This is a genomic window from Pseudorhodobacter antarcticus (assembly GCF_900110135.1).
Taxonomy (GTDB): Bacteria; Pseudomonadota; Alphaproteobacteria; order Rhodobacterales; family Rhodobacteraceae; genus Pseudorhodobacter; species Pseudorhodobacter antarcticus.
The window spans coordinates 25,145-44,244 of the sequence record NZ_FOCO01000002.1; the positions used below are offsets into that span (position 1 = coordinate 25,145).

The following is a 19,100-nucleotide window of genomic DNA, read 5'->3' on the forward strand; positions in this document are numbered from 1 at the left end:
CCCGCTTGGATCTGCGGCTTATCCCGCCTTGTCCAATTCAAAGGCATCATGCAGCGCCTGCACGGCAAGTTCCATATATTTCCTGTCAATCAAGACTGAGATTTTGATCTCGGACGTAGAAATAACCTTTATATTCACATTCTCGGTCGAAAGCGCCTTAAACATAGTCGCTGCAACCCCTGCGTGTGACCGCATGCCGATGCCCACGACCGATACTTTGGCCACATCGGTGTCCACATTCAATTCGTCATAGTTGATGTGACCTGCCGCTTTGGCATCTTCCATCGCTTTGCGCGCGCGCGGCACTTGGTTGACCGGGCAGGAAAATGTCATATCCGTCACGGCGCCGGGGTGATCGTCGTAATCGCGCTCCGATATATTTTGGACGATCATATCGACGTTCACGCCCGCCTCTGACAGCGGGCCAAAAATCGCGGCGGCGATGCCGGGGCGATCTTCAACAGTGACCAAAGTGATCTTCGCCTCATCGCGGCTATAGGCAACGCCGGATACAACTTTCGATTCCATGATTTCATCCTCGTCACAGACCAGAGTGCCAGAAGTGTCATTCGTATCCTCGAATGAGGATAAAACCCGCAGCCGCACTTTATAGCGCATAGCAAGTTCAACAGACCGAGTTTGCAGAACCTTTGCACCAAGGGAGGCCAGTTCCAGCATCTCCTCAAACGCGATGCGGTCCAACTTGCGGGCCTTTGATGTGATGCGCGGGTCGGTGGTATAAATGCCGTCCACATCTGTATAAATATCACAACGTTCCGCACCAAACGCGGCGGCAAAGGCGACGGCGGTGGTGTCCGATCCGCCGCGCCCCAATGTGGTGATGCGCCCCTCGGGGCTGACGCCCTGAAAACCGGCGACAACCGCGACCTTAAACCCTTCGGCAAATTTCGCGTTGATATTGGCGGCAGGGATGGATTCAAACCGTGCGGATGCATGGGCCGATGTGGTGTTGATCGGCACTTGCCACCCTTGCCACGACCGCGCGGGCACATCCATTTCCTGCAAAGTCAATGCCATCAAACCTGCGGTCACATTTTCACCCGACGACACAATCGCATCATATTCGCGCGCGTCATACAAAGGCGATGTGCCTTCAACCCAGCCCACCAACTCATTGGTTTTGCCCGACATTGCGCTGACAATGACAATCACGTCATGGCCGCGCTCCACCTCACGCTTGACCTTGGCCGCTGCATTTTTAATGCGCTCCAGATCGGCCACCGAGGTGCCCCCGAATTTCATCACAAGAAGCGGCATGGTCCCTCCCACGGCCCCAAAGGCATGGCCCCAAATTACGCCACGCTTTTATGAGTCAAAAGATATGGGCGCAAGGGCGGATCAAAGCGGCGTCCTTGGTATTCGTCTTGGCTTAAATACCTCTCTTGACGCCGCTACAGCGCACGCCAGCCGATGTCGCGGCGGCAGAACCCACCCGGCCAATCAATGCGGTCCACCATGTCATAAGCCCGCGCTTGCGCTGCAGCAAGAGTATCGCCGCGCGCGGTCACATTCAACACGCGGCCCCCTGCCGCCACCAAATCCGCGTCCTGCAGCGCGGTGCCTGCATGAAACACCATGTTGAAACTGTCGGCAAGCAGCCTGTCCACCCCATTGATCACAGTGCCTTTTTGCGGCGTGCCGGGGTATCCGTTCGCGGCCATCACCACGCATAGCGCGTGGTCGTTTGCCCAATTCACCTGTGCCGTTGCCAAATCTCCGCGCGCGCAGGCCAAAAGCAAGTCCAGCGCCTGCGCGCCCAGCCGCATCATCAAAACCTGCGCCTCCGGGTCGCCAAAGCGTACGTTATATTCCACCAACCGCGCGTGGCCGTCCTTGATCATCAGGCCAGCGTACAAAACTCCTTCAAACGGGGTGCCGCGCCGTGCCATTTCCGCGACAGTTGGGCGCACAATTTTGGCCATTGCTTGTTCCAAAATTGCATCACTCAGCACCGGTGCGGGCGAATATGCGCCCATGCCGCCGGTGTTTGGCCCGGTGTCGCCATCGCCCACGCGCTTGTGGTCTTGGGCGGTGCCGATGGGCAGGCACGTCACCCCATCCGACAGAATGAACAGGCTGGCCTCCTCGCCCTCCATAAATTCTTCAATCACCACTTCCGTGCCTGCAGCCCCGAATGCGCCGCCAAAAATCTCATCAATCCCGGCCAGCGCCTCCGGCAGCGTCATGCCCATAATCACGCCTTTGCCAGCGGCCAGCCCATCGGCCTTGATCACCAATGGCGCGCCGTGAGCGGTGACATAATCACGCGCGGCCGCCGCATCGGTGAACCGCGCATAGGCGGCGTTGGGGGCGTTGCATGCATCACAAATTTCCTTGGTGAACGCCTTTGACGCTTCCAGCTTTGCGGCGGCAGCTGACGGGCCAAAGGTTAAAATCCCCGCTGCGCGCGTGGCATCGGTCACGCCAGCGGCCAGCGGTGCCTCTGGCCCCACAACCACAAAATCCACCGCGTTTTCGGCGCAAAACACCACCACGGCGGCCCCGTCCATCACGTCAAAATCCGCACATTCCGCGATGGATGCAATCCCCGCATTGCCCGGCGCCACAATCAACCGATCGCATTTCGGGTTTTGCTTGAACGCCCAAGCAAGGCTGTGTTCCCGCCCGCCACTGCCCAAAATCAAGATATTCATTGCGCGCCCCCGCTTGGCCTTTGTTGCCTCGCGTTCTATGGTGTGGCCACGCAGATCACAAGAAGGCCGCCAAATGTCTGATATGTTTGAAGATGGGCCCGGTTCAGTCGTGGCGCCAAGCGGCAATTCGCCGGAATTTACCGTGTCCGAACTGTCGGGTGCGGTAAAGCGCGTGATTGAAGGCGAATTTGGCCTTGTCCGCGTGCGCGGTGAGGTTGGGCGCGTGTCGCGGCCCGCATCGGGGCATATGTATTTTGACCTAAAAGACGACCGTTCGGTGATCGCCGCGATCAGTTGGAAAGGCCAAGTCGCCAAAATGCAGGTGAGGCCGGAGGAAGGGATGGAAGTCATCGCCACTGGGCGCATGACCACCTTTCCCGGCCAGTCGAAATATCAGTTGATTGTCGAAGATGTGTCGCCCGCAGGGGCCGGCGCGTTGATGGCGATGCTGGAGGCGCGGCGCAAATCACTGGCGGCTGAGGGGTTGTTTGATGAGGCGCGCAAACGCCGCTTGCCCTATTTGCCAAGTGTGATTGGGGTGGTTACCTCGCCTTCGGGTGCCGTAATCCGCGATATTTTGCACCGTTTGCGCGACCGTTTTCCGCGCCATGTGCTGATTTGGCCCGTGGCGGTGCAAGGCCAAGCGTGCGCGGCAGAGGTGGCAGCGGCCATTCGCGGCTTTAACGCCATTGCGCCGGGCGGCCCCGTGCCGCGCCCCGACCTGATCATCGTCGCACGCGGCGGTGGCTCGCTGGAGGATTTGTGGGGCTTTAACGAGGAAATTGTGGTGCGCGCGGCGGCCGACAGCCAAATCCCGCTGATTTCGGCGGTGGGGCACGAAACCGACACCACGTTGATTGATTACGCCAGCGACCGCCGCGCCCCCACCCCCACGGCAGCCGCCGAAATGGCCGTGCCCGTGCGGATGGAATTGATTGCGGGGCTGGACGGGCAGGGCGCGCGGCTGTTGCGTGCCGTGGTGCAAGGGGTGGGCGCGCGCGGCCAACGCCTGCGCGATTTGGGGCGTGCGCTGCCGCGTTTGGACAGTTTGACGGTGGCGGCGGCACAGCGGTTTGATCTGTGGTCGGGGCGGTTGGGCGGGGCTTTGGTTTTGGCCACCAGCGCCAAACGCGCGCGATTGGACCGGATTGCAGCCCCCATGCGGCCCCGCTTGCTGCTGGATTTGGTGGCGCGCAGACATGATCGGTTGGCCGAACGTGACCGCGCGTTGACCGCTGCCCAAACCCGCCGGATGGACCGCGCGGCAGAGCGTTTGGCCCTGCTGTCCGCCCGTCTTGCCCCTGCTTTGACCCGCGCCTTTGCGGATGCAGGGCGCGATATTACCCGCACGCGTGAGAAATTATTGATGCTGGACAAACGGCTGCAAGCCGCACCCGCCCTGCGCTTGGACAGTTTGTCCAAACGCCTGGACGCGCTGGACCGCACGCGCCAAACGCTGGGATATGCCGAAACCCTGCGGCGTGGGTATGCTGTTGTGCGCGACAGCGATGGGGTGATCACCACTCGGTTTGCCGCCGAAACCGCAGGCGCGCTGGAAATCGAATTCCACGATGGTCGCTTTGCAACCGCGCCCCGGACAAAGCCCACAAAACCCACCCCAGCAACGCCGCCGGGCGGACAAGGCAGCCTGTTTTAACCTGTGCTAAACCCCAACATCCGGCCCGGTGCAGGCCAAAGGCTGGGTGGTTTGCCCTGTCTCAAACAGCTCCGTCGCGGGCAGGTTTGATGTGAACAGCGCGCGCAGTTTGCCGTTGGTCAGATAAAACTCCCAGCATTGCGGCGTGGCGTCTTGTTTATAGACAAAGCAGATGTTGGCAGCATCAGAATACCAATGCCCAATGCGGCAGGTGTCATCAATAAACGCCCATCGCACGCGGCGGTTCGACAGATATTGCTCGACCCCATACGCCTCTCCTTGAGAGGAGAAAAAGATGGTTTTGCCTTGCGTATAGGCGTCAAATTCGGTGGCGGTCAGCGGCGTTTCGGCCTGTGCCAGATGGGCAGGCGTCAGGGCAAGCAGGGCACAAAGAAAGGTCGCGCGCATGGGGGGATCCTGTCATTAGTTTTGCAAATTATGCCCCAGCCAAAACGAAATGGCCAGTCACAGCGCCGTTTGGGCCTGCATGTTGCGCCATTTGACCAAACGCCGGTCCATAATGCGCTGCCACAGGCGCGGGGCCAGCGCCAAAGTGCAACAAATCGGCAGTGGATAGGGCAAATAAGGCGCTGCAGTTTCGGGTGGCATGCGCAGTGCCGGATAGGGGCGGCTGGGATGGGTGTGATGGTCCGAATGGCGCGGCGCATTCAGCATCAAAGCCGATGAAAACCACTGGGGCGCGTTCCAACTGTGGGCCTCATGCACCGGCTCCAACTTGCCATTTAGCAGTCGCGCGCGGGTCAGGCCATAGTGCTGGACGTAATCGGCCAACAACAATTGGCTGTGGCCGTAAACCGCCAACAAGGCCCATACCGCCACCCCCGGCAGGCCTGCGATCGCAAACCCAGCACCCAGCGACGCCAGCGACAAAAGCGCGTAAATCCAATAGGGATGCGGTCCCGGCTTGCCCACCCGCCGCGCGGTTTCTGCCTGCAGGCCCAACAGGAACGACCCCCGCCATGCGCGCAGCCAAAAGCCGTAAAACGTCTCCCCCTCTCGTGCGGAATTGGGATCATCCGCGCTGGCGGCATGGCGGTGATGCACAAGGCGGTGCGCCGAGGCGTGGTGCCCAAACAGCATCGTCGCGTAAACCACCACACCCAAAGCATACAGCGCGCGGTGGCCGCGGTGGATCAATTCATGCGCAGTGGGGTTGGAAACTTGACCAAACCATTGCCCGGCGGCAAGGCCAAGCAAAATCCGCTCTCCCACGCGCAGCCCGCTGTCGCTCGCCAACGCCCAAACAACCAGCCCGAACGCCGCCAGATGCGCAAAGGCCAACACGATCAACAAAGCATCGGCGGCCGGAAACTCCGCCCCCTGTGGCGCGTCAGGCAAGGTTAGCCGCAGCAATTGGTCCAGCCCCGCCGTCAAAACCCCCATGTACAGCACCGCGGCCCAAACCCACAGCCCGCCCGTGATCGCAGCCATGCAGATCAACCCAAAAGGCAGCAGGGCAGCAAGGGCGAACAGCGGCATTTGCGGCAGTTTGGGCATGGCGGGCCTTTGGCGAATAAACAACGCTTCACAACATAACCATGCGACGGGTTAAGGAAAGCAAAATGATCGCAGGTTTTGCGCGGGCAAAGCCCTTTCCCTGCGCGGCCAGATTGGATAGGGGAAAGGAAACCGCCTGCAGTGCAAGGAACCGCGATGTCATTCCTGAAAAAACTCCGCGACAAGATGTTCCGCTCCTCGGATAAAATCACCGAAGGGGTGGAGGCGATTGTGGCAGTAGATGCGCCCGATGCGCCCAAACCGGGGATTTTGGGGCGCTTGATCGGGCAGCAACCTGACGCGGTGAAACGTGAATTTGACGACGCAATGCTGGAGGGGTTGGAGGAGGTGCTGATCGCCGCAGATATGGGCGTCGATACCGCACTGCGGGTCGCGGCCAACATCGCCGAAGGGCGGATGGGCAAAAAAGTATCCGTGGTGGAAATCAAACAAGCCTTGGCTGATGAGGTGGCGCGGATCATGGAACCCGTCGCCCGCCCGATGCCCATCTATGCCAAGCGCCCGCAAGTGGTGCTGGTTGTGGGGGTCAACGGGTCGGGCAAAACCACGACAATCGGCAAGCTGGCCAGCCAGTTCAAGGCGGCAGGCAAAACGGTGGTGATCGCGGCGGGCGACACGTTTCGTGCGGCGGCGGTGGAACAGCTGCAGGTCTGGGGCACCCGCGCGGGCGTTCCGGTCCTCACCGCGCCCGAAGGGTCCGACCCCGCCAGCCTTGCCTTTGATGCGATGACCAAGGCGCAGGAAAGCGGCGCAGACCTTTTGTTGATCGACACCGCAGGCCGCCTACAAAATCGCGCAGACTTGATGGAGGAGTTGACCAAAATCGTCCGCGTTATCCGCAAAAAAGACCCCGACGCGCCGCACAACACCTTGCTGGTTTTGGACGCGACCACGGGCCAAAATGCGATCAACCAGGTTGAGATTTTTCGCAATCTGGCAGATGTGACGGGCCTTGTGATGACCAAGCTGGACGGCACGGCCAAAGGCGGCGTGCTGGTGGCGCTGGCCGATAAATTCGGCCTGCCCATTCATGCGATCGGGGTGGGCGAACAAATCGACGATCTTTCCCCCTTTGACCCGCAAGATTTCGCAAACGCGCTTGTAGGCCTCGACAAGTGACACCCTCTTTTTCTGTTTCTAAATATCCCGGGGGGTGCGGGGGGCTGGCCCCCCGCTGCGTCGAGTGAGCGACTGGATACGCGCCTTAGAAGGGACCACTGCGGGTCACGACCTTGCGCTGGCCCTTGCGCTTTTGGCCGCCGTTTTACATGCGCTGTTTGGGGCGCTGCAAAAGGGCAAGCATGATCCGTGGATTTCGCGCGCGGCGATTGATGGCTGTTACGGCTTGATCGCGGCCCCTTTTGCGCTGTTTTTGGTGCCGTGGCCGGAGCCGCATATGTGGCTGATTTTCGCAGGCGCGGTGGTCATTCACGCGGTCTATAAATACCTGCAAGCGATGACCTACAGCCGTGGCGCTTATACGGTGGTCTATCCGGTTGTGCGGGGCACGGGGCCGTTGTTTGCGGTTTTGGGTGCGATGGTGGTGTTTGATGAACGCTTCACCTTTGGGCAATGGGTGGGGCTTGCCACGCTGCTTGCCGGGATATTCGGGCTGGCGGTGTATAATCTGCGCTATGTGGTCGTGGCGCGCGACACGCTGGTGCAAGCGCTTTTCTATGCGGTGGCGACGGGGGCGTTTGTGGCGCTTTACACGACCTATGATGCGTATGGAATTCGCGCGACCTATGACCCGTTCACGTTTCTTGCGTGGTTTTTCATGTTTGACGGTGTTTTCATGCCGCTGGTGATGCGGCGGCAATTGGCGGCGCTGGCGTGGCATGAGGTGGGGCCGCTGTTGAAGCGGGGGCTTTTGGGGGCCTTTGTTGCATTTTTCAGTTTCGGGTCCATCTTGATGGCAACGCGGCTGGATAAGGTGGGTGAGGCGGCGGTGCTGCGCGAAACATCCACCGTTTTTGCGGCGCTGATTGGGTGGCTGGTGTTGAAAGAACGCGTCACGCGGGTTCAATTGGGGCTGATGGCGTTAATTGCGGCGGGGGCGGTTATTGTGGAAGTGATGGGGTAGGACATGGCAGACAAGGCAGAAAAAAAGGTCAGCGGCGGCGTGAAAATGCTGCTGGAACTGGGCCCGGTGGCGGCATTTTTCATTGGCTATATCAAACTGAAGGATGAGGTGTTCACGATTGGGGGCACCGAATATGATGGGTTTATCGTGGTCACGGCGGCTTTCATTCCCCTGATGCTGCTGACCACGGGAATTTTATGGGCGCTGACGGGCAAGCTGTCGAAAATGCAGATTTTGACCGTGGTGCTGGTCACGGTGTTTGGCGGCCTGTCGGTTTGGCTGAATGATGAGCGGTTTTTCAAGATGAAACCCACGATTATTTACGCGCTGTTTGCAGCGATTTTGGGGTTTGGGCTGTGGCGGGGCGAAAGCTATCTTAAGGTTTTGATGGGAGAGGTTTTGCCGATGGAACAGGCGGGGTGGATGATTATTACCAAGAGATTGGTTGGTTTTTTCGTTCTGCTTGCCGTGCTTAATGAGGTGGTTTGGCGCGGGTTTTCGACCGAAGCTTGGGTGAATTTCAAAACCTTTGGCCTGACCGCCGCGCTGTTTTTGTTTTTCATGACGCAATCCCGAGTTTTTTCGAAATACGGCATTGAACCACCAAAGGAAGATGCGTGAAATCGCGCGCGATGCGCAAGTTAAGATATTGATATAAAAAGAAACTGTTTTTTTCATTAACCCTATCTTTGTCTTTGATCGCGCGGATCGCAGCTGTGGTGTGGCGGCACATTTGCGCCGCAACTCTGCCAAAATCCCCCCCTATGCCCGAATTTGAGGCACCAAAGGAGGGGTTTATGGACGGGCGCATTTGGATTAGTTTGCGGATTTTTGCCGCATTGTTTGAGAAAATTCCGATGATCGAAGCGCGTGTGATGCTGCCATCCGCGGTGCTGTTGATTGCCTTTCCGGTCTGTAGGACATTGTGGCCGGACCAGCCCGATATCGCCTTTGTGGTGGCGTTTGTGCTGTGCCAAACCGCGCGGTTTTCGCTGCGGTGGCGGGCGCAATTTGCCCGCGAGGCGCGACGTGAAGGTACGGGGCGCAAGCGGATGGTGGGGGCGTTTTTGATTCCGGGCGCGGTGATTTTTGCGGCGCAAAGCCCAGAACTTTGCCAACATGTGCCCAGCATGATCAGCGCGGGTTTTGTGATTTTATTCGCGATTGATGCGATGGACAGCAGTTATTCAACAGCGCGGGCCTATTGGCCGGGCGCGGTTTATGCCCCTTATGCCCGCGAGTTGACGCAAGCGATGCTGGTGTTGCACCTGATTTATATTTTGTTGAATGAAACCATGATTGCCGCCGTTTCGCTGGAAGGCTGGGTGGTGTTTTACGCCTTTTTGCCCGTGGTGCATCATGTGTTGTTGACCGCGTTTTTCCGCACCGTGTTTTGGGTGACACCGGACCCTGAACGGCGGTCGTGACGGGCGCGCCCGAAAGGTGACCCCGAAAGCTGGGCCCCTAAAGCCTACATTGACGTTTTCGGGCGGGCGGCGTATTAGGGACGCGTGGCGCTTTGTTACCGGATTGCGGGCCACGTTAAACATTCCGCTAAAGAGGGTTCGGGCATGACCCCGGCACCTTCTGGGTTGCCGGGATTTTTATGCCGGGGGCCCGAGATGACCAAAGAGTGGAAAACGCGCACGCAATTGGTGCATGAAGGCAGCCGCCGCAGCCAGTATGGCGAGATGGCGGAAGCGATTTTCCTGACCCAAGGGTTTGTGTACGAGAGTGCGGAGGCGGCGGAGGCGCGGTTTATCAAACCGGGGCCGGATGAGTTTATCTATGCCCGCTATGGCAACCCCACGGTGCGGATGTTTGAGGACCGGATTGCCGCGATTGAAGGCACGGAGGATGCGTTTGCAACGGCCAGCGGGATGGCGGCGGTATCGGGGGCGCTGACGTCGATGCTGCGCGCGGGCGATCATGTGGTGTCCAGCCGGGCGCTGTTTGGGTCGTGTTTGTATATCCTTGAGGAGGTTTTGACGCGCTACGGCGTGCAGGTTACCTTTGTGGATGGGGTGGATTTGGCGGAGTGGCGTGCGGCCTGTGTGCCCGGCACCAAAGCGGTGTTTTTCGAGTCGATGTCGAACCCGACGCTGGAGCTGGTGGATATAGAAGCGGTTTCCGCAATTGCCCACGGCGTTGGCGCGATTGTGGTGGTGGACAATGTGTTTTCCACGCCGATTTTTTCAAACGCGGTGGCGCAGGGTGCGGATGTGGTGGTGTATTCGACCACCAAGCATATCGACGGGCAGGGACGCGCGTTGGGCGGCGTGATTTGCGGCACGCGTGACTTTATTCGCGGCGTGGTGGAGCCGTATATGAAGCACACCGGCGGGTCGATGAGCCCGTTTACAGCGTGGATTATGCTGAACGGCATGGTGACGCTGGATTTGCGCTGCCGGGCGATGGCCGAAGCGGCGGCACGGGTGGCATCGGCGCTGGAAGGCGACGCGCGGTTGACGCGCGTGATTTATCCCGGCCTGTACAGCCACCCACAGGCGGATTTGGCGGCGCGCCAGATGGGATCGGGCGGCACCATGTTGGCGTTTGACATTGCGGGCGGCAAAGACGCTGCGTTCCGGTTTATGAACGCGCTTGAGATTATTAAGATTTCGAATAACCTTGGCGATGCAAAGTCCATCGTGACCCACCCGGCGACCACGACACACCAGCGGCTGCCCGAGGCGCAAAAGGCGGTTTTGGGGATTACGCCGGGGTTGATCCGGCTGTCGGTTGGGTTGGAAGATGCGCAGGATTTGATCGCAGATTTGCAGGCGGGGTTGGCCGCCATTTGAGGGTGGATGCGGGATTTTGCAACGGCAAAAGAGGTGGCGGAATATTCGCTGGAGCAGACGGGCATTGGCCTGATGTCCGGCGATTTTGACCTGTTTGCGCCGCATTTTTTGCTGCCGCAATATGTGAAAACCTTTGACGGCAAGCGGTTGTTGCAAACGCGAGAGGATGTGCGGTCGGTGTTTGATGCGGTGCGCGCGCATTTTAACAAACTGCAAGTGACGCTGTTAAGCCGGACCTGCATCTCGGCTGAATTTCAAGATGCTGACACTGTGTTTTCCACGCATGAAACGCGGTTGATTGCGCGCGATGTTATGGTGCAGCAACCCTATCCGGTGTTTTCCGTGCTGCGCCGGGTGGGGGGTGTTTGGCTGGTGGCCGACAGCGAATACGCGATTGTAGAAGCGCCGTGGCACAGCAAGGCTTTTGGGCCCGCAACGCCAGAGCGTGGCAGAGCCTAAGGGCGAAAAAGCGCCAGAGAAATTTGCTATTTGCCACGGACCGCCCTAAGTTGCGGTTTGGTCTTTTGTTGGGGCCGCTTTGCAGGGGAATATGCCGTGAACGTCCAGATGAAACCAAACGCAGTCCCCACCCGCGATGAGGCGGAGGCCGCGTTGGCGCTGTTGCAGCGCTGGGCGGGCGATGCGCCTGCGGGGGAGGTGGCCGCGTTGGGCGCACAAGCGTTTTTGGCAGGTGGATACCCTGAATTATCGGCGCACTACCCGGCGGATTTCGTGGTGGATGCGGCGTATAAGGCCAGCCTGCCGGATTTGCAGAACGGGCCGGCGAGCTTGATCAAGGGGGAAAAGACCCTGATCCAGCATGTGGGGATTTCCAATTTCCGCCTGCCGATCCGGTATCACGTGCGCGACGGGGCGGATGTGGTGTTGGAAACCAGCGTCACGGGGTCGGTCAGCTTGGAGGCCGAGAAGAAGGGCATTAACATGAGCCGCATCATGCGGTCGTTTTATTCCCATGCGGAACAAGCGTTTAGCCATAAGGTGATAGAGCGTGCTTTGGAGGATTATAAGCGTGACCTGGACAGTTTCGATGCGCGAATTCAAATGCGGTTTTCGTTTCCGGTAAAGATTGAAAGCCTGCGGTCGGGGCTGGCGGGTTGGCAATATTACGATATCGCGTTGGAGTTGGTGGACCAGGGAGGCGTGCGCAAGACGATCATGCATCTGGACTATGTCTATTCCAGCACATGCCCGTGTTCGTTGGAACTGTCGGAACATGCGCGGCGCACGCGGGGGCAATTGGCCACGCCGCACAGCCAGCGGTCGGTTGCACGGATATCGGTGGAGTTGGTGGGCGATAACTGCCTGTGGTTTGAGGACCTTATCAACCTTGCGCGGGCGGCGGTGCCAACGGAAACGCAAGTGATGGTGAAGCGCGAGGATGAACAAGCCTTTGCCGAGTTGAACGCCGCCAACCCGATCTTTGTGGAGGATGCGGCGCGCAGTTTTTGTGCGCAGTTGCAGGCCGACCCGCGCGTGGGTGATTTTAGGATTGTCGCCAGCCACCAAGAAAGCCTGCACAGCCATGATGCGGTCAGTGTGCTGACGATTGGCGACACATTTGCCGCGACCAGCCTTGACCCCAAGCTGTTCACGACATTGTTTCATATCGGTTAATTTGGCCGTTTTTGCCCTGTTCACCGCATGGGTGGGCGGGGCAAACGGCCCTTGGTGATCGGCAATAAACGCGCCTTGATCACGCGATTGTTGCAAGACTGTTAATTGCCCCCAATTTCCCCAATTGACGCCGCCCCTGCACAGGCATAGCGATTATTCCACCATGATAGACATGCGCCCTGTTGCCTATGTGATCGGGCGTATCCTGATCGTTCTGGCCATTTTGATGATGGCGCCGGCGTTGGTTGATTTGGGCGATCGCCAGGTCAACGGGCTGCGATTTTTGGAAAGCGCTTTGATCACTGGGTTGACGGGAGCCTGCGTGGTGCTGTCCACCCGCAATGCGCTGCGGGGCGCGCTGTCGCTGAAACAAGCGTATCTTTTGACCGTAGGGATTTGGGCGCTGCTTCCGCTGTTTGGGGCGCTGCCGTTTTATATCGGTGCGCCGCATCTGGCGTTTTCAGATGCGTATTTTGAGGCGGTTTCGGGCATCACCACCACGGGGGCCACGGTGATTTTCGGGCTGGACCAATTGCCCGCCGGGATGAACCTGTGGCGGGGCATGCTGAACTGGCTTGGCGGCCTTGGGATTGCGTTTATCGCCATGATTTTCCTGCCTTTAATGCGGGTTGGCGGCATGCAGTTTTTCCGCACCGAAGGGTTTGATACCTTTGGCAAAGCGCTGCCGCGCGCGCGCGATATTGCGCGGGAATTGGCGCGGGTTTATGTGATTTTGACTGCGTTGTGCATCTGCGCATATGGGCTGATTGGCATGACGGCGCTGGATGCGGTTGTGAACGGGGCCGCGACGATTGCGACGGGAGGATTTTCGCCGTCTGACATCTCATTTGAGAAATATTCCGGCGCGGGCGAATATGTGGGCACGGTGTTTATGCTGTTGGGGTCGCTGCCCTATGTGCGCTATTTGCAAATGTTGCGCGGCGATGCGCGGCCATTTTGGCAAGACGAACAAGCGCGCGCCTATCTGCGCTGGCTCTGCGGGGCGGTGGTGATGGTGACGGTGTGGCAGCATTTCCACGCGGGTATGCCGTGGGAACCGGCGTTTCGCCAATCGCTGTTCAACCTGACGTCGATCATGTCCAGCACCGGGTTCTTTTCCGGCACCTTTGCATCTTGGGGCGGGTTCATGTTGATCGTGGCCTTTTTGGTGGGCATGGTGGGGGCGTGTTCGGGGTCATCGGCGGCGGGGTTAAGCGTGTTTCGCGTGCAAATAGCGCTGGCAGCATTGCGCGCGCATTTGGCGCAAATTACGCGCCCGAACACGGTTGCGTTGGTGAAATACGGTGGCCGCCGGGTGGAAAATGACGTGCTAAACGGGCTGATCCTGTTTTTTACGGGGTATATTGTGATTTTGGGCGTGCTGACGGTGGCGATGTCGCTGACGGGCGTTGATACGCTGTCGTCGCTGTTTGCGGTTTGGACCAGTTTGGGCAATGTCGGCTATGGATTTGGCCCGCTGGTGTTGCGCACGGGGACGTTTATTGATTTTCCGCAAGCCGCGATTGCGATCATGACTTTGGCGATGTTGCTGGGGCGGTTGGGGTTGCTGGCGATCATGGTGATCCTTTTGCCCTCGTTTTGGCGGCGATAAGGCGGGGGGAGTTGACAGGCGTGCCCGACCGCTTCAAGTCTGCCAGATGATTGATCTGCGCCCCGTTGGATATATTATTGGTCTGCTGATTGCCACTTTGGGGGCGATGATGCTGTTTCCGATGGTGCTGGATTACGTGTCGGGCGATGGCAATTGGCAGGCGTTTTTGGAATCTGCGGTGCTGACCTGCCTGATGGGCACGCTGCTGTCGCTGGCCTGCGCCAATGGGATGGAGCGCGGTCAAGGGATTACGCTGCGGCAAAGTTTCGTATTAACAACAGGCACTTGGGTGATGTTGCCTGCCTTTGGTGCGCTGCCCTTTATGCTGGGTGCGCCCGATGCGCCGTTCACCCATGCGATGTTTGAAGCGGTGTCGGGCATGACCACCACGGGCACCACGGTGTTTGTTGGCTTGGACAATTTGCCGCCGGGGGTGAACCTGTGGCGGGGTATTTTGCAATGGCTGGGCGGCCTTGGCATTGTGATTGTGGCGCTGATTTTCCTGCCGGTGATGAAGGTGGGCGGGATGCAGTTTTTCCGATCCGAAGGGTTTGACACGCTGGGCAAGATTTTGCCGCGCGCGCTGGATATTTCCAGCGCCTTGATCCAGATTTATATCGGTCTGACGGTGGCCTGTGCGGCCGCCTATTTCGCGCTGGGGATGAGCGGGTTTGACGCGGTCGTTCACGCCCTGACCACTGTTTCCACGGGCGGATTTTCCAGTTCCGACATCTCATTCGGTAAATTCGCCCACTCGATGGAGCTGGTGGCGATTGTGTTTATGTTGCTGGCCAGCTTGCCGTTTATTCGGTTTGTGCAAGCCACGCAGGGCGATTTGCGACCGATGTGGCGCGATGCCCAAGTGCGGGCCTATCTGCGCTGGAACGCCTATGCCGCGTTGGCGGTGACCGCGTATGAAATGTATCATTTCGACCGCGGGTTCTGGGAATCGCTGCGCGAAAGCAGTTTCAACATCGTATCGACGTTTTCGGGCACGGGGTTTGCCTCGGTTGATCTGTCGACGTGGGGTCCGTTTCCCTTTGTGGTGCTGATCATGGTGGGGCTGATTGGGGGGTGTACATCGTCCACCGGCTGTTCGGTCAAGGTGTTTCGCTATCTGATTTTGTTTGAGGCGATCCGCGTGCAAATTCTCCGCTTGCACAGCCCGTCCGCGATGCTGGATGTACGCTATGACGGGCGGCGCGTGGGCAATGATGTGATCAATTCGGTCATCGTGTTTTTCACGCTGTTCATCCTGACCTTTGGCGTGGTCGCGGTGGCGCTGTCGCTGACGGGGCTGGAAATGAAAACCGCCTTTACCGCCGCATGGACCGCCGTGGCCAACATCGGCCCCGCGTTTGGGCCGGGGGTGGGGCCCACGGGGGCGGTGGATGGTTTCCCCACCGCCGCGCATTGGATCATGATTGCGGGTATGCTGGTGGGGCGGTTGGAACTGCTGTCAGTCTATGTTTTATTCTTGGCGCGGTTCTGGCGCAATTGAACCAAATTTGATTAAAATTGCGCGCGTTTTCCCCATTCGGCTTGGTCCAAATACCTAAAAACGCCTGCAACGGGGGCATTGGGTGGGGCGACAAAACCCCACCCGTTCGGTTATTCCCAGCACGATACCAAGACGGTCAATGACATCGCCAAATCCGTCAGATCACCGGGCGGCAAAGGTGCTGCGCGGGGGGCGGTTTTTGGCGGGATGCCAGAGGTGGTCAACAGGGCGGTGATCGCTGTGGTATCGGCCAAAAATGACACTTCGGCAGGCAGCACGCGGCCTTGGGGGGCGGTGGCGGGGATAAGCATGCCGATCACGGCGCCTTTGGCATCCACCACCGGCCCGCCTGCATCGCCGGGCAGGGACGCAAGCGACAAGCGCGCGATGCCGGTTTCCCCGTCAAGGCCTTTGGTGTCGGCCAGCGCGCCGAAGGTCAGGGTGGGGGCGGGCAGCGCATCTTCATAACTGTAGCCAGCAAGGGCGATTTCGGTGCCGATGCTGCCGCTGCCAAATTCCGCGACAAAGCGCGGGGCAAGGGGTTTGGTGGGCATCAGCAGCACAAGGCCTGCCGTGTCGTCTTGGGCGGTCACGGTCGCTTCAATATCGCGGTCAAGGGTGATGCGGCCGCAAGATTGCACCACCTCGGCCGTGGTCAGCACGGCGCCTGCGGGCGAGACAAAGAACCCACTGCGCGACAGTTTGGGTTTGCGCACTTCCATCCCCGCCAGCAGGTTGCGGCGTTGGGCATCATCCAGCGACACCAAACCGGGGTCAAGCGCGCGGCCCCGGATGGTTTTAAAGCTGGATTGCATGGCGGCTTGGGCGCGGGCCGCTTTGTCGGCGGCGGCGGGTGTCCAGATCAGCATGTAACCTTTGATCAACCCGCCGCTGAGTTCAACGAAGGAGTGGGAGGCGAGGGCGTCGCTGCTGGCGTTGATGGTAAAGCCGCTGTCGGTGATGGACCGTTCGCCCACGGCGGGGACCACCTCTAGGGTTTGCAAGATGTCATAAAGGCCTCGCAACACGGCGCGGTCGCCGGGTTCAGAGATAAGGACGATGCGCACGCCGGAATTGTCTTTTTCGACGAAATGCACGAAGGGCGGTTCGTAGCGATCAAAGGTGACAAGTGCGAGGGGGAGGTTGATTTCAATGCCTGCCTCCTGTTCCACCACGGGGGTGAGGCCGAGTTCGGCGATGTCGGCGGTGCGGCGATCAAACATTTGTTGGCGCTGCTGGGTGGTCATAACGCCTGTCGCCTCGAACCCATTGGCGGTTTGCCAAGCGGCCATGGAGGCGCGGGTGCCACGGCCAAAGGCGCCGTCGATCGTGCTGGTGTAAAAGCCGAAATATTGCAGGGCTGTTTGCAGGTCTTTGCGTTCGTCCTGCGTCAAGGCTTGTTCAGAGCGTTGCGCCTCGGCCAGTGTTTCGCCCAGTGGTTCGGGTTCTGGTGCGGGTTCGACAATAATCTCAACTGTTTTTGTTGGGGCTGCGTCTGGCGCAGCATCTGCGATGGGGGCGGTGGTGACGGGGGCTACGGTGGGGTCTGTGGCCACAGCCGCTTCACCCCGCACGGGGGCGGTAAGCGGGTCTGCGCCCACGGGCCAGAAGGTGCCGCGAAACTGTTCGCCATTGGCAATGAAGCTGTCATTCGGGATCAGGTTGTCGCGGCGCAGTTGGGTCAGCCGCGTCAGCGCCGCTTCGGGGGTGTAGGGGCCAAGGGCTACGGCGTACCAGCCGGAGGGCAGTTGAAACCCGGCCACATCGGAAAACGCGCTGGCATAAGCGCTGGCGCGTTCTTGGGCCAAATTCAGATTTGGCTGCGCTTCAATCTGGATCCAAGCCCGATCTTCGGCTGCGGGTTGCGGGGCGGTTTGGGCGGATAGGATGCTGGCCGAAAGGGACCAAAGGACAAGGCTGATTAGGGTCATAAACTGGCGCATCGTGATCCCGCTTTTGGTACAAAATAAACTTCGCTTATGGCGAAAACACAAAAATACGGATTCTACCAGAGTGTGCAGTGCATTTTGCCGCCTTTTTGGTCTGTTGGGGCCTGTCCGCGCCGCTTGGGCGCATTGACCCTGTGCGGGCCTTTGCATATGGACAAGCGCAAACCAGACCAAAAAGGGATGCGCATGACCATTGCACCAACCACCCCGCGCAGTTTTCAAGAGATTATCTTGCGGCTGATGACTTATTGGGCGGGCAAAGGCTGCGCGATTTTGCAACCTTATGATATGGAGGTGGGGGCGGGGACGTTTCACCCGGCGACCACGCTGCGATCGCTTGGCGGCAAGCCGTGGGCGGCGGCCTATGTGCAGCCATCGCGGCGGCCCACCGATGGGCGGTACGGCGAAAACCCGAACCGGTTGCAGCATTATTACCAATATCAGGTTTTGATCAAACCCAGCCCGCCGGACATGCAAGACCTGTATCTGGGGTCGCTGGCCGCGATTGGCATTGATATGGCGCTGCATGATATTCGCTTTGTCGAGGATGATTGGGAATCCCCGACCCTTGGCGCGTGGGGCTTGGGTTGGGAGGTGTGGTGCGACGGCATGGAGGTGAGCCAGTTCACCTATTTCCAGCAGGTTGGCGGCCATGATTGCCACCCGGTGTCTGGCGAATTGACTTACGGCTTGGAACGGTTGGCGATGTATATTCTGGGTGTCGATCACGTCATGGACATGCCGTTCAATGACCCCGACGCGCCGACGCCGTTGAAATACGGTGATATTTTCCGCCAAACCGAGCAGGAATATAGCCGTTGGAATTTTGACCAAGCCAACACCGACGTGCTGTTGCAGCATTTCAAAGATGCTGAGGCCGAGTGTTTGGCGACGCTGAACGCGGACGCCGTGGACGGGGCGGGGCGGCGCATTATCATGGCGCATCCGGCCTATGATCAATGCATCAAGGCCAGTCATTTGTTTAACTTGCTGGATGCGCGCGGCGTGATTTCGGTGACGGAGCGCCAAGCCTATATCGGGCGGGTGCGTGCGTTGGCCAAGGCCTGCGCGGATGCGTTTGTGCGCACGGACGCCGCCGGTGCTGAATTGGAAACGCTGTGATTGGCAAAATTTTTGCGGGGTTTACTGTGATTACTGCGGTGTTGGCCGGTGGGGCCATGTATTATCTGCAAGTTTATGCGTTTTATGATGAGGTGAAGGCGAACAGCCCTGCCGCCGAAATTCGCATGACAACGGTGGAGGGCGTGGCCGAACCCGTGATGATCGAGGCGTTTGAGGGGATTGATTCCGAAAGTTCGCCCATCCGGTTTCGCGCCTGTTTTCGCACGCCGCAAAGCATGGCGATGCTGACCGAAACCTACCGCGTGTATGATCGGGCGGTGCCGTTGACCGCGCCCAGTTGGTTTGGCTGTTTTGACGCGCAAGCCATTGGTTTGGCGTTGGAAGAGGGGCGCGCCGTTGCCTATATGGGCGAGGAAAACATCGAATATGGCATCGACCGCGTGATCGCGATCATGGACGATGGCCGGGCGTTTGCGTGGAACCAGATCAACCGCTGCGGGGCGGTGGTGTTTAAGGGCGAACCTGCGCCCGAAGGTTGCCCCGTTGTGAAAGAGGAATAAGC

General features: G+C 59.1%; 17 protein-coding genes and 1 riboswitch. Of the genes, 12 read left to right on the forward strand and 5 right to left on the reverse strand.

The features are described 5' to 3' along the window. Positions 1 to 18 precede the first annotated feature (18 nt). Together BMY36_RS01120 and purD are read right to left on the reverse strand one after the other, a co-directional pair. A complete protein-coding gene (locus BMY36_RS01120; protein WP_050518804.1) occupies positions 19 to 1,278 on the reverse strand; it encodes an aspartate kinase in 1,260 nt (419 codons plus the stop codon). A 134-nt stretch (positions 1,279 to 1,412) separates the two neighbouring features. Beyond that, positions 1,413 to 2,675 (reverse strand): phosphoribosylamine--glycine ligase, encoded by a 1,263-nt coding sequence (gene purD / locus BMY36_RS01125; RefSeq protein ID WP_050518803.1) that lies wholly within the window; start codon positions 2,673 to 2,675, stop codon positions 1,413 to 1,415. Between the two features lie 73 nt (positions 2,676 to 2,748). On the opposite strand from purD, the gene xseA reads away from it, so the two are divergent. After that, the gene (xseA, locus tag BMY36_RS01130; protein WP_050518852.1) at positions 2,749 to 4,332 is read left to right on the forward strand and encodes an exodeoxyribonuclease VII large subunit; all 1,584 of its coding nucleotides are present in this window, start codon (positions 2,749 to 2,751) and stop codon (positions 4,330 to 4,332) included. Positions 4,333 to 4,338: 6 nt separating this feature from the next. Here the strand turns inward: xseA and BMY36_RS01135 are convergent, their stop codons facing one another. Together BMY36_RS01135 and BMY36_RS01140 are read right to left on the reverse strand one after the other, a co-directional pair. Beyond that, the gene (locus BMY36_RS01135) at positions 4,339 to 4,740 is read right to left on the reverse strand and encodes a hypothetical protein (protein WP_050518802.1); all 402 of its coding nucleotides are present in this window, start codon (positions 4,738 to 4,740) and stop codon (positions 4,339 to 4,341) included. Between the two features lie 57 nt (positions 4,741 to 4,797). Beyond that, positions 4,798 to 5,850 (reverse strand): alkane 1-monooxygenase, encoded by a 1,053-nt coding sequence (locus BMY36_RS01140; protein ID WP_231579667.1) that lies wholly within the window; start codon positions 5,848 to 5,850, stop codon positions 4,798 to 4,800. Positions 5,851 to 6,006: 156 nt separating this feature from the next. Between BMY36_RS01140 and ftsY the strand changes: the two genes are divergently transcribed. The 9 genes from ftsY (at position 6,007) to BMY36_RS01185 (ending at position 15,506) form a co-directional block, all read left to right on the forward strand. Then, complete coding sequence (gene ftsY / locus BMY36_RS01145) at positions 6,007 to 6,990, forward strand: signal recognition particle-docking protein FtsY (protein WP_050518801.1); 984 nt, start codon at positions 6,007 to 6,009, stop codon at positions 6,988 to 6,990. A 64-nt stretch (positions 6,991 to 7,054) separates the two neighbouring features. Beyond that, positions 7,055 to 7,954 (forward strand): EamA family transporter, encoded by a 900-nt coding sequence (locus tag BMY36_RS01150; RefSeq protein WP_050518850.1) that lies wholly within the window; start codon positions 7,055 to 7,057, stop codon positions 7,952 to 7,954. 3 nt (positions 7,955 to 7,957) lie between these two features. Continuing rightward, a complete protein-coding gene (locus BMY36_RS01155; protein ID WP_050518800.1) occupies positions 7,958 to 8,575 on the forward strand; it encodes an inner membrane-spanning protein YciB in 618 nt (205 codons plus the stop codon). A 176-nt stretch (positions 8,576 to 8,751) separates the two neighbouring features. Next, positions 8,752 to 9,381, forward strand: coding sequence for a hypothetical protein (locus BMY36_RS19775; protein WP_175469227.1), 630 nt, complete (start codon positions 8,752 to 8,754; stop codon positions 9,379 to 9,381). A 74-nt stretch (positions 9,382 to 9,455) separates the two neighbouring features. Then, a riboswitch (SAM riboswitch) is annotated at positions 9,456 to 9,533 on the forward strand. Positions 9,534 to 9,576: 43 nt separating this feature from the next. Further along, positions 9,577 to 10,758, forward strand: a complete 1,182-nt coding sequence (metZ, locus tag BMY36_RS01165; protein ID WP_050518849.1) for an O-succinylhomoserine sulfhydrylase — start codon at positions 9,577 to 9,579, stop codon at positions 10,756 to 10,758. A 6-nt stretch (positions 10,759 to 10,764) separates the two neighbouring features. Next, a complete protein-coding gene (locus BMY36_RS01170) occupies positions 10,765 to 11,217 on the forward strand; it encodes a hypothetical protein (RefSeq protein WP_050518798.1) in 453 nt (150 codons plus the stop codon). 108 nt (positions 11,218 to 11,325) lie between these two features. Further along, positions 11,326 to 12,393 carry a GTP cyclohydrolase FolE2 gene (folE2, locus tag BMY36_RS01175; protein ID WP_050518848.1) on the forward strand — a complete coding sequence of 356 codons (1,068 nt, stop codon included), beginning with the start codon at positions 11,326 to 11,328 and terminating at the stop codon, positions 12,391 to 12,393. Between the two features lie 172 nt (positions 12,394 to 12,565). Beyond that, entirely contained in the window at positions 12,566 to 14,005 is a 1,440-nt protein-coding gene (locus BMY36_RS01180; RefSeq protein WP_244888649.1) for a TrkH family potassium uptake protein, read from the forward strand. A gap of 46 nt (positions 14,006 to 14,051) precedes the next feature. Further along, positions 14,052 to 15,506 carry a TrkH family potassium uptake protein gene (locus BMY36_RS01185; protein WP_050518796.1) on the forward strand — a complete coding sequence of 485 codons (1,455 nt, stop codon included), beginning with the start codon at positions 14,052 to 14,054 and terminating at the stop codon, positions 15,504 to 15,506. A gap of 110 nt (positions 15,507 to 15,616) precedes the next feature. Here BMY36_RS01185 and BMY36_RS01190 read toward each other — a convergent pair whose 3' ends face one another. Further along, positions 15,617 to 17,437: a serine protease gene (locus BMY36_RS01190; protein ID WP_050518847.1), complete on the reverse strand. Its 1,821-nt coding sequence runs from the start codon at positions 17,435 to 17,437 to the stop codon at positions 15,617 to 15,619. 204 nt (positions 17,438 to 17,641) lie between these two features. On the opposite strand from BMY36_RS01190, the gene BMY36_RS01195 reads away from it, so the two are divergent. Both BMY36_RS01195 and BMY36_RS01200 read left to right on the forward strand, forming a co-directional pair. Further along, positions 17,642 to 18,577, forward strand: coding sequence for a glycine--tRNA ligase subunit alpha (locus BMY36_RS01195; protein WP_050518846.1), 936 nt, complete (start codon positions 17,642 to 17,644; stop codon positions 18,575 to 18,577). Then, positions 18,574 to 19,098, forward strand: coding sequence for a DUF6446 family protein (locus tag BMY36_RS01200; protein WP_331458119.1), 525 nt, complete (start codon positions 18,574 to 18,576; stop codon positions 19,096 to 19,098). Before BMY36_RS01195 ends, BMY36_RS01200 begins: the two co-directional genes overlap by 4 nt. Positions 19,099 to 19,100: the final 2 nt, after the last annotated feature.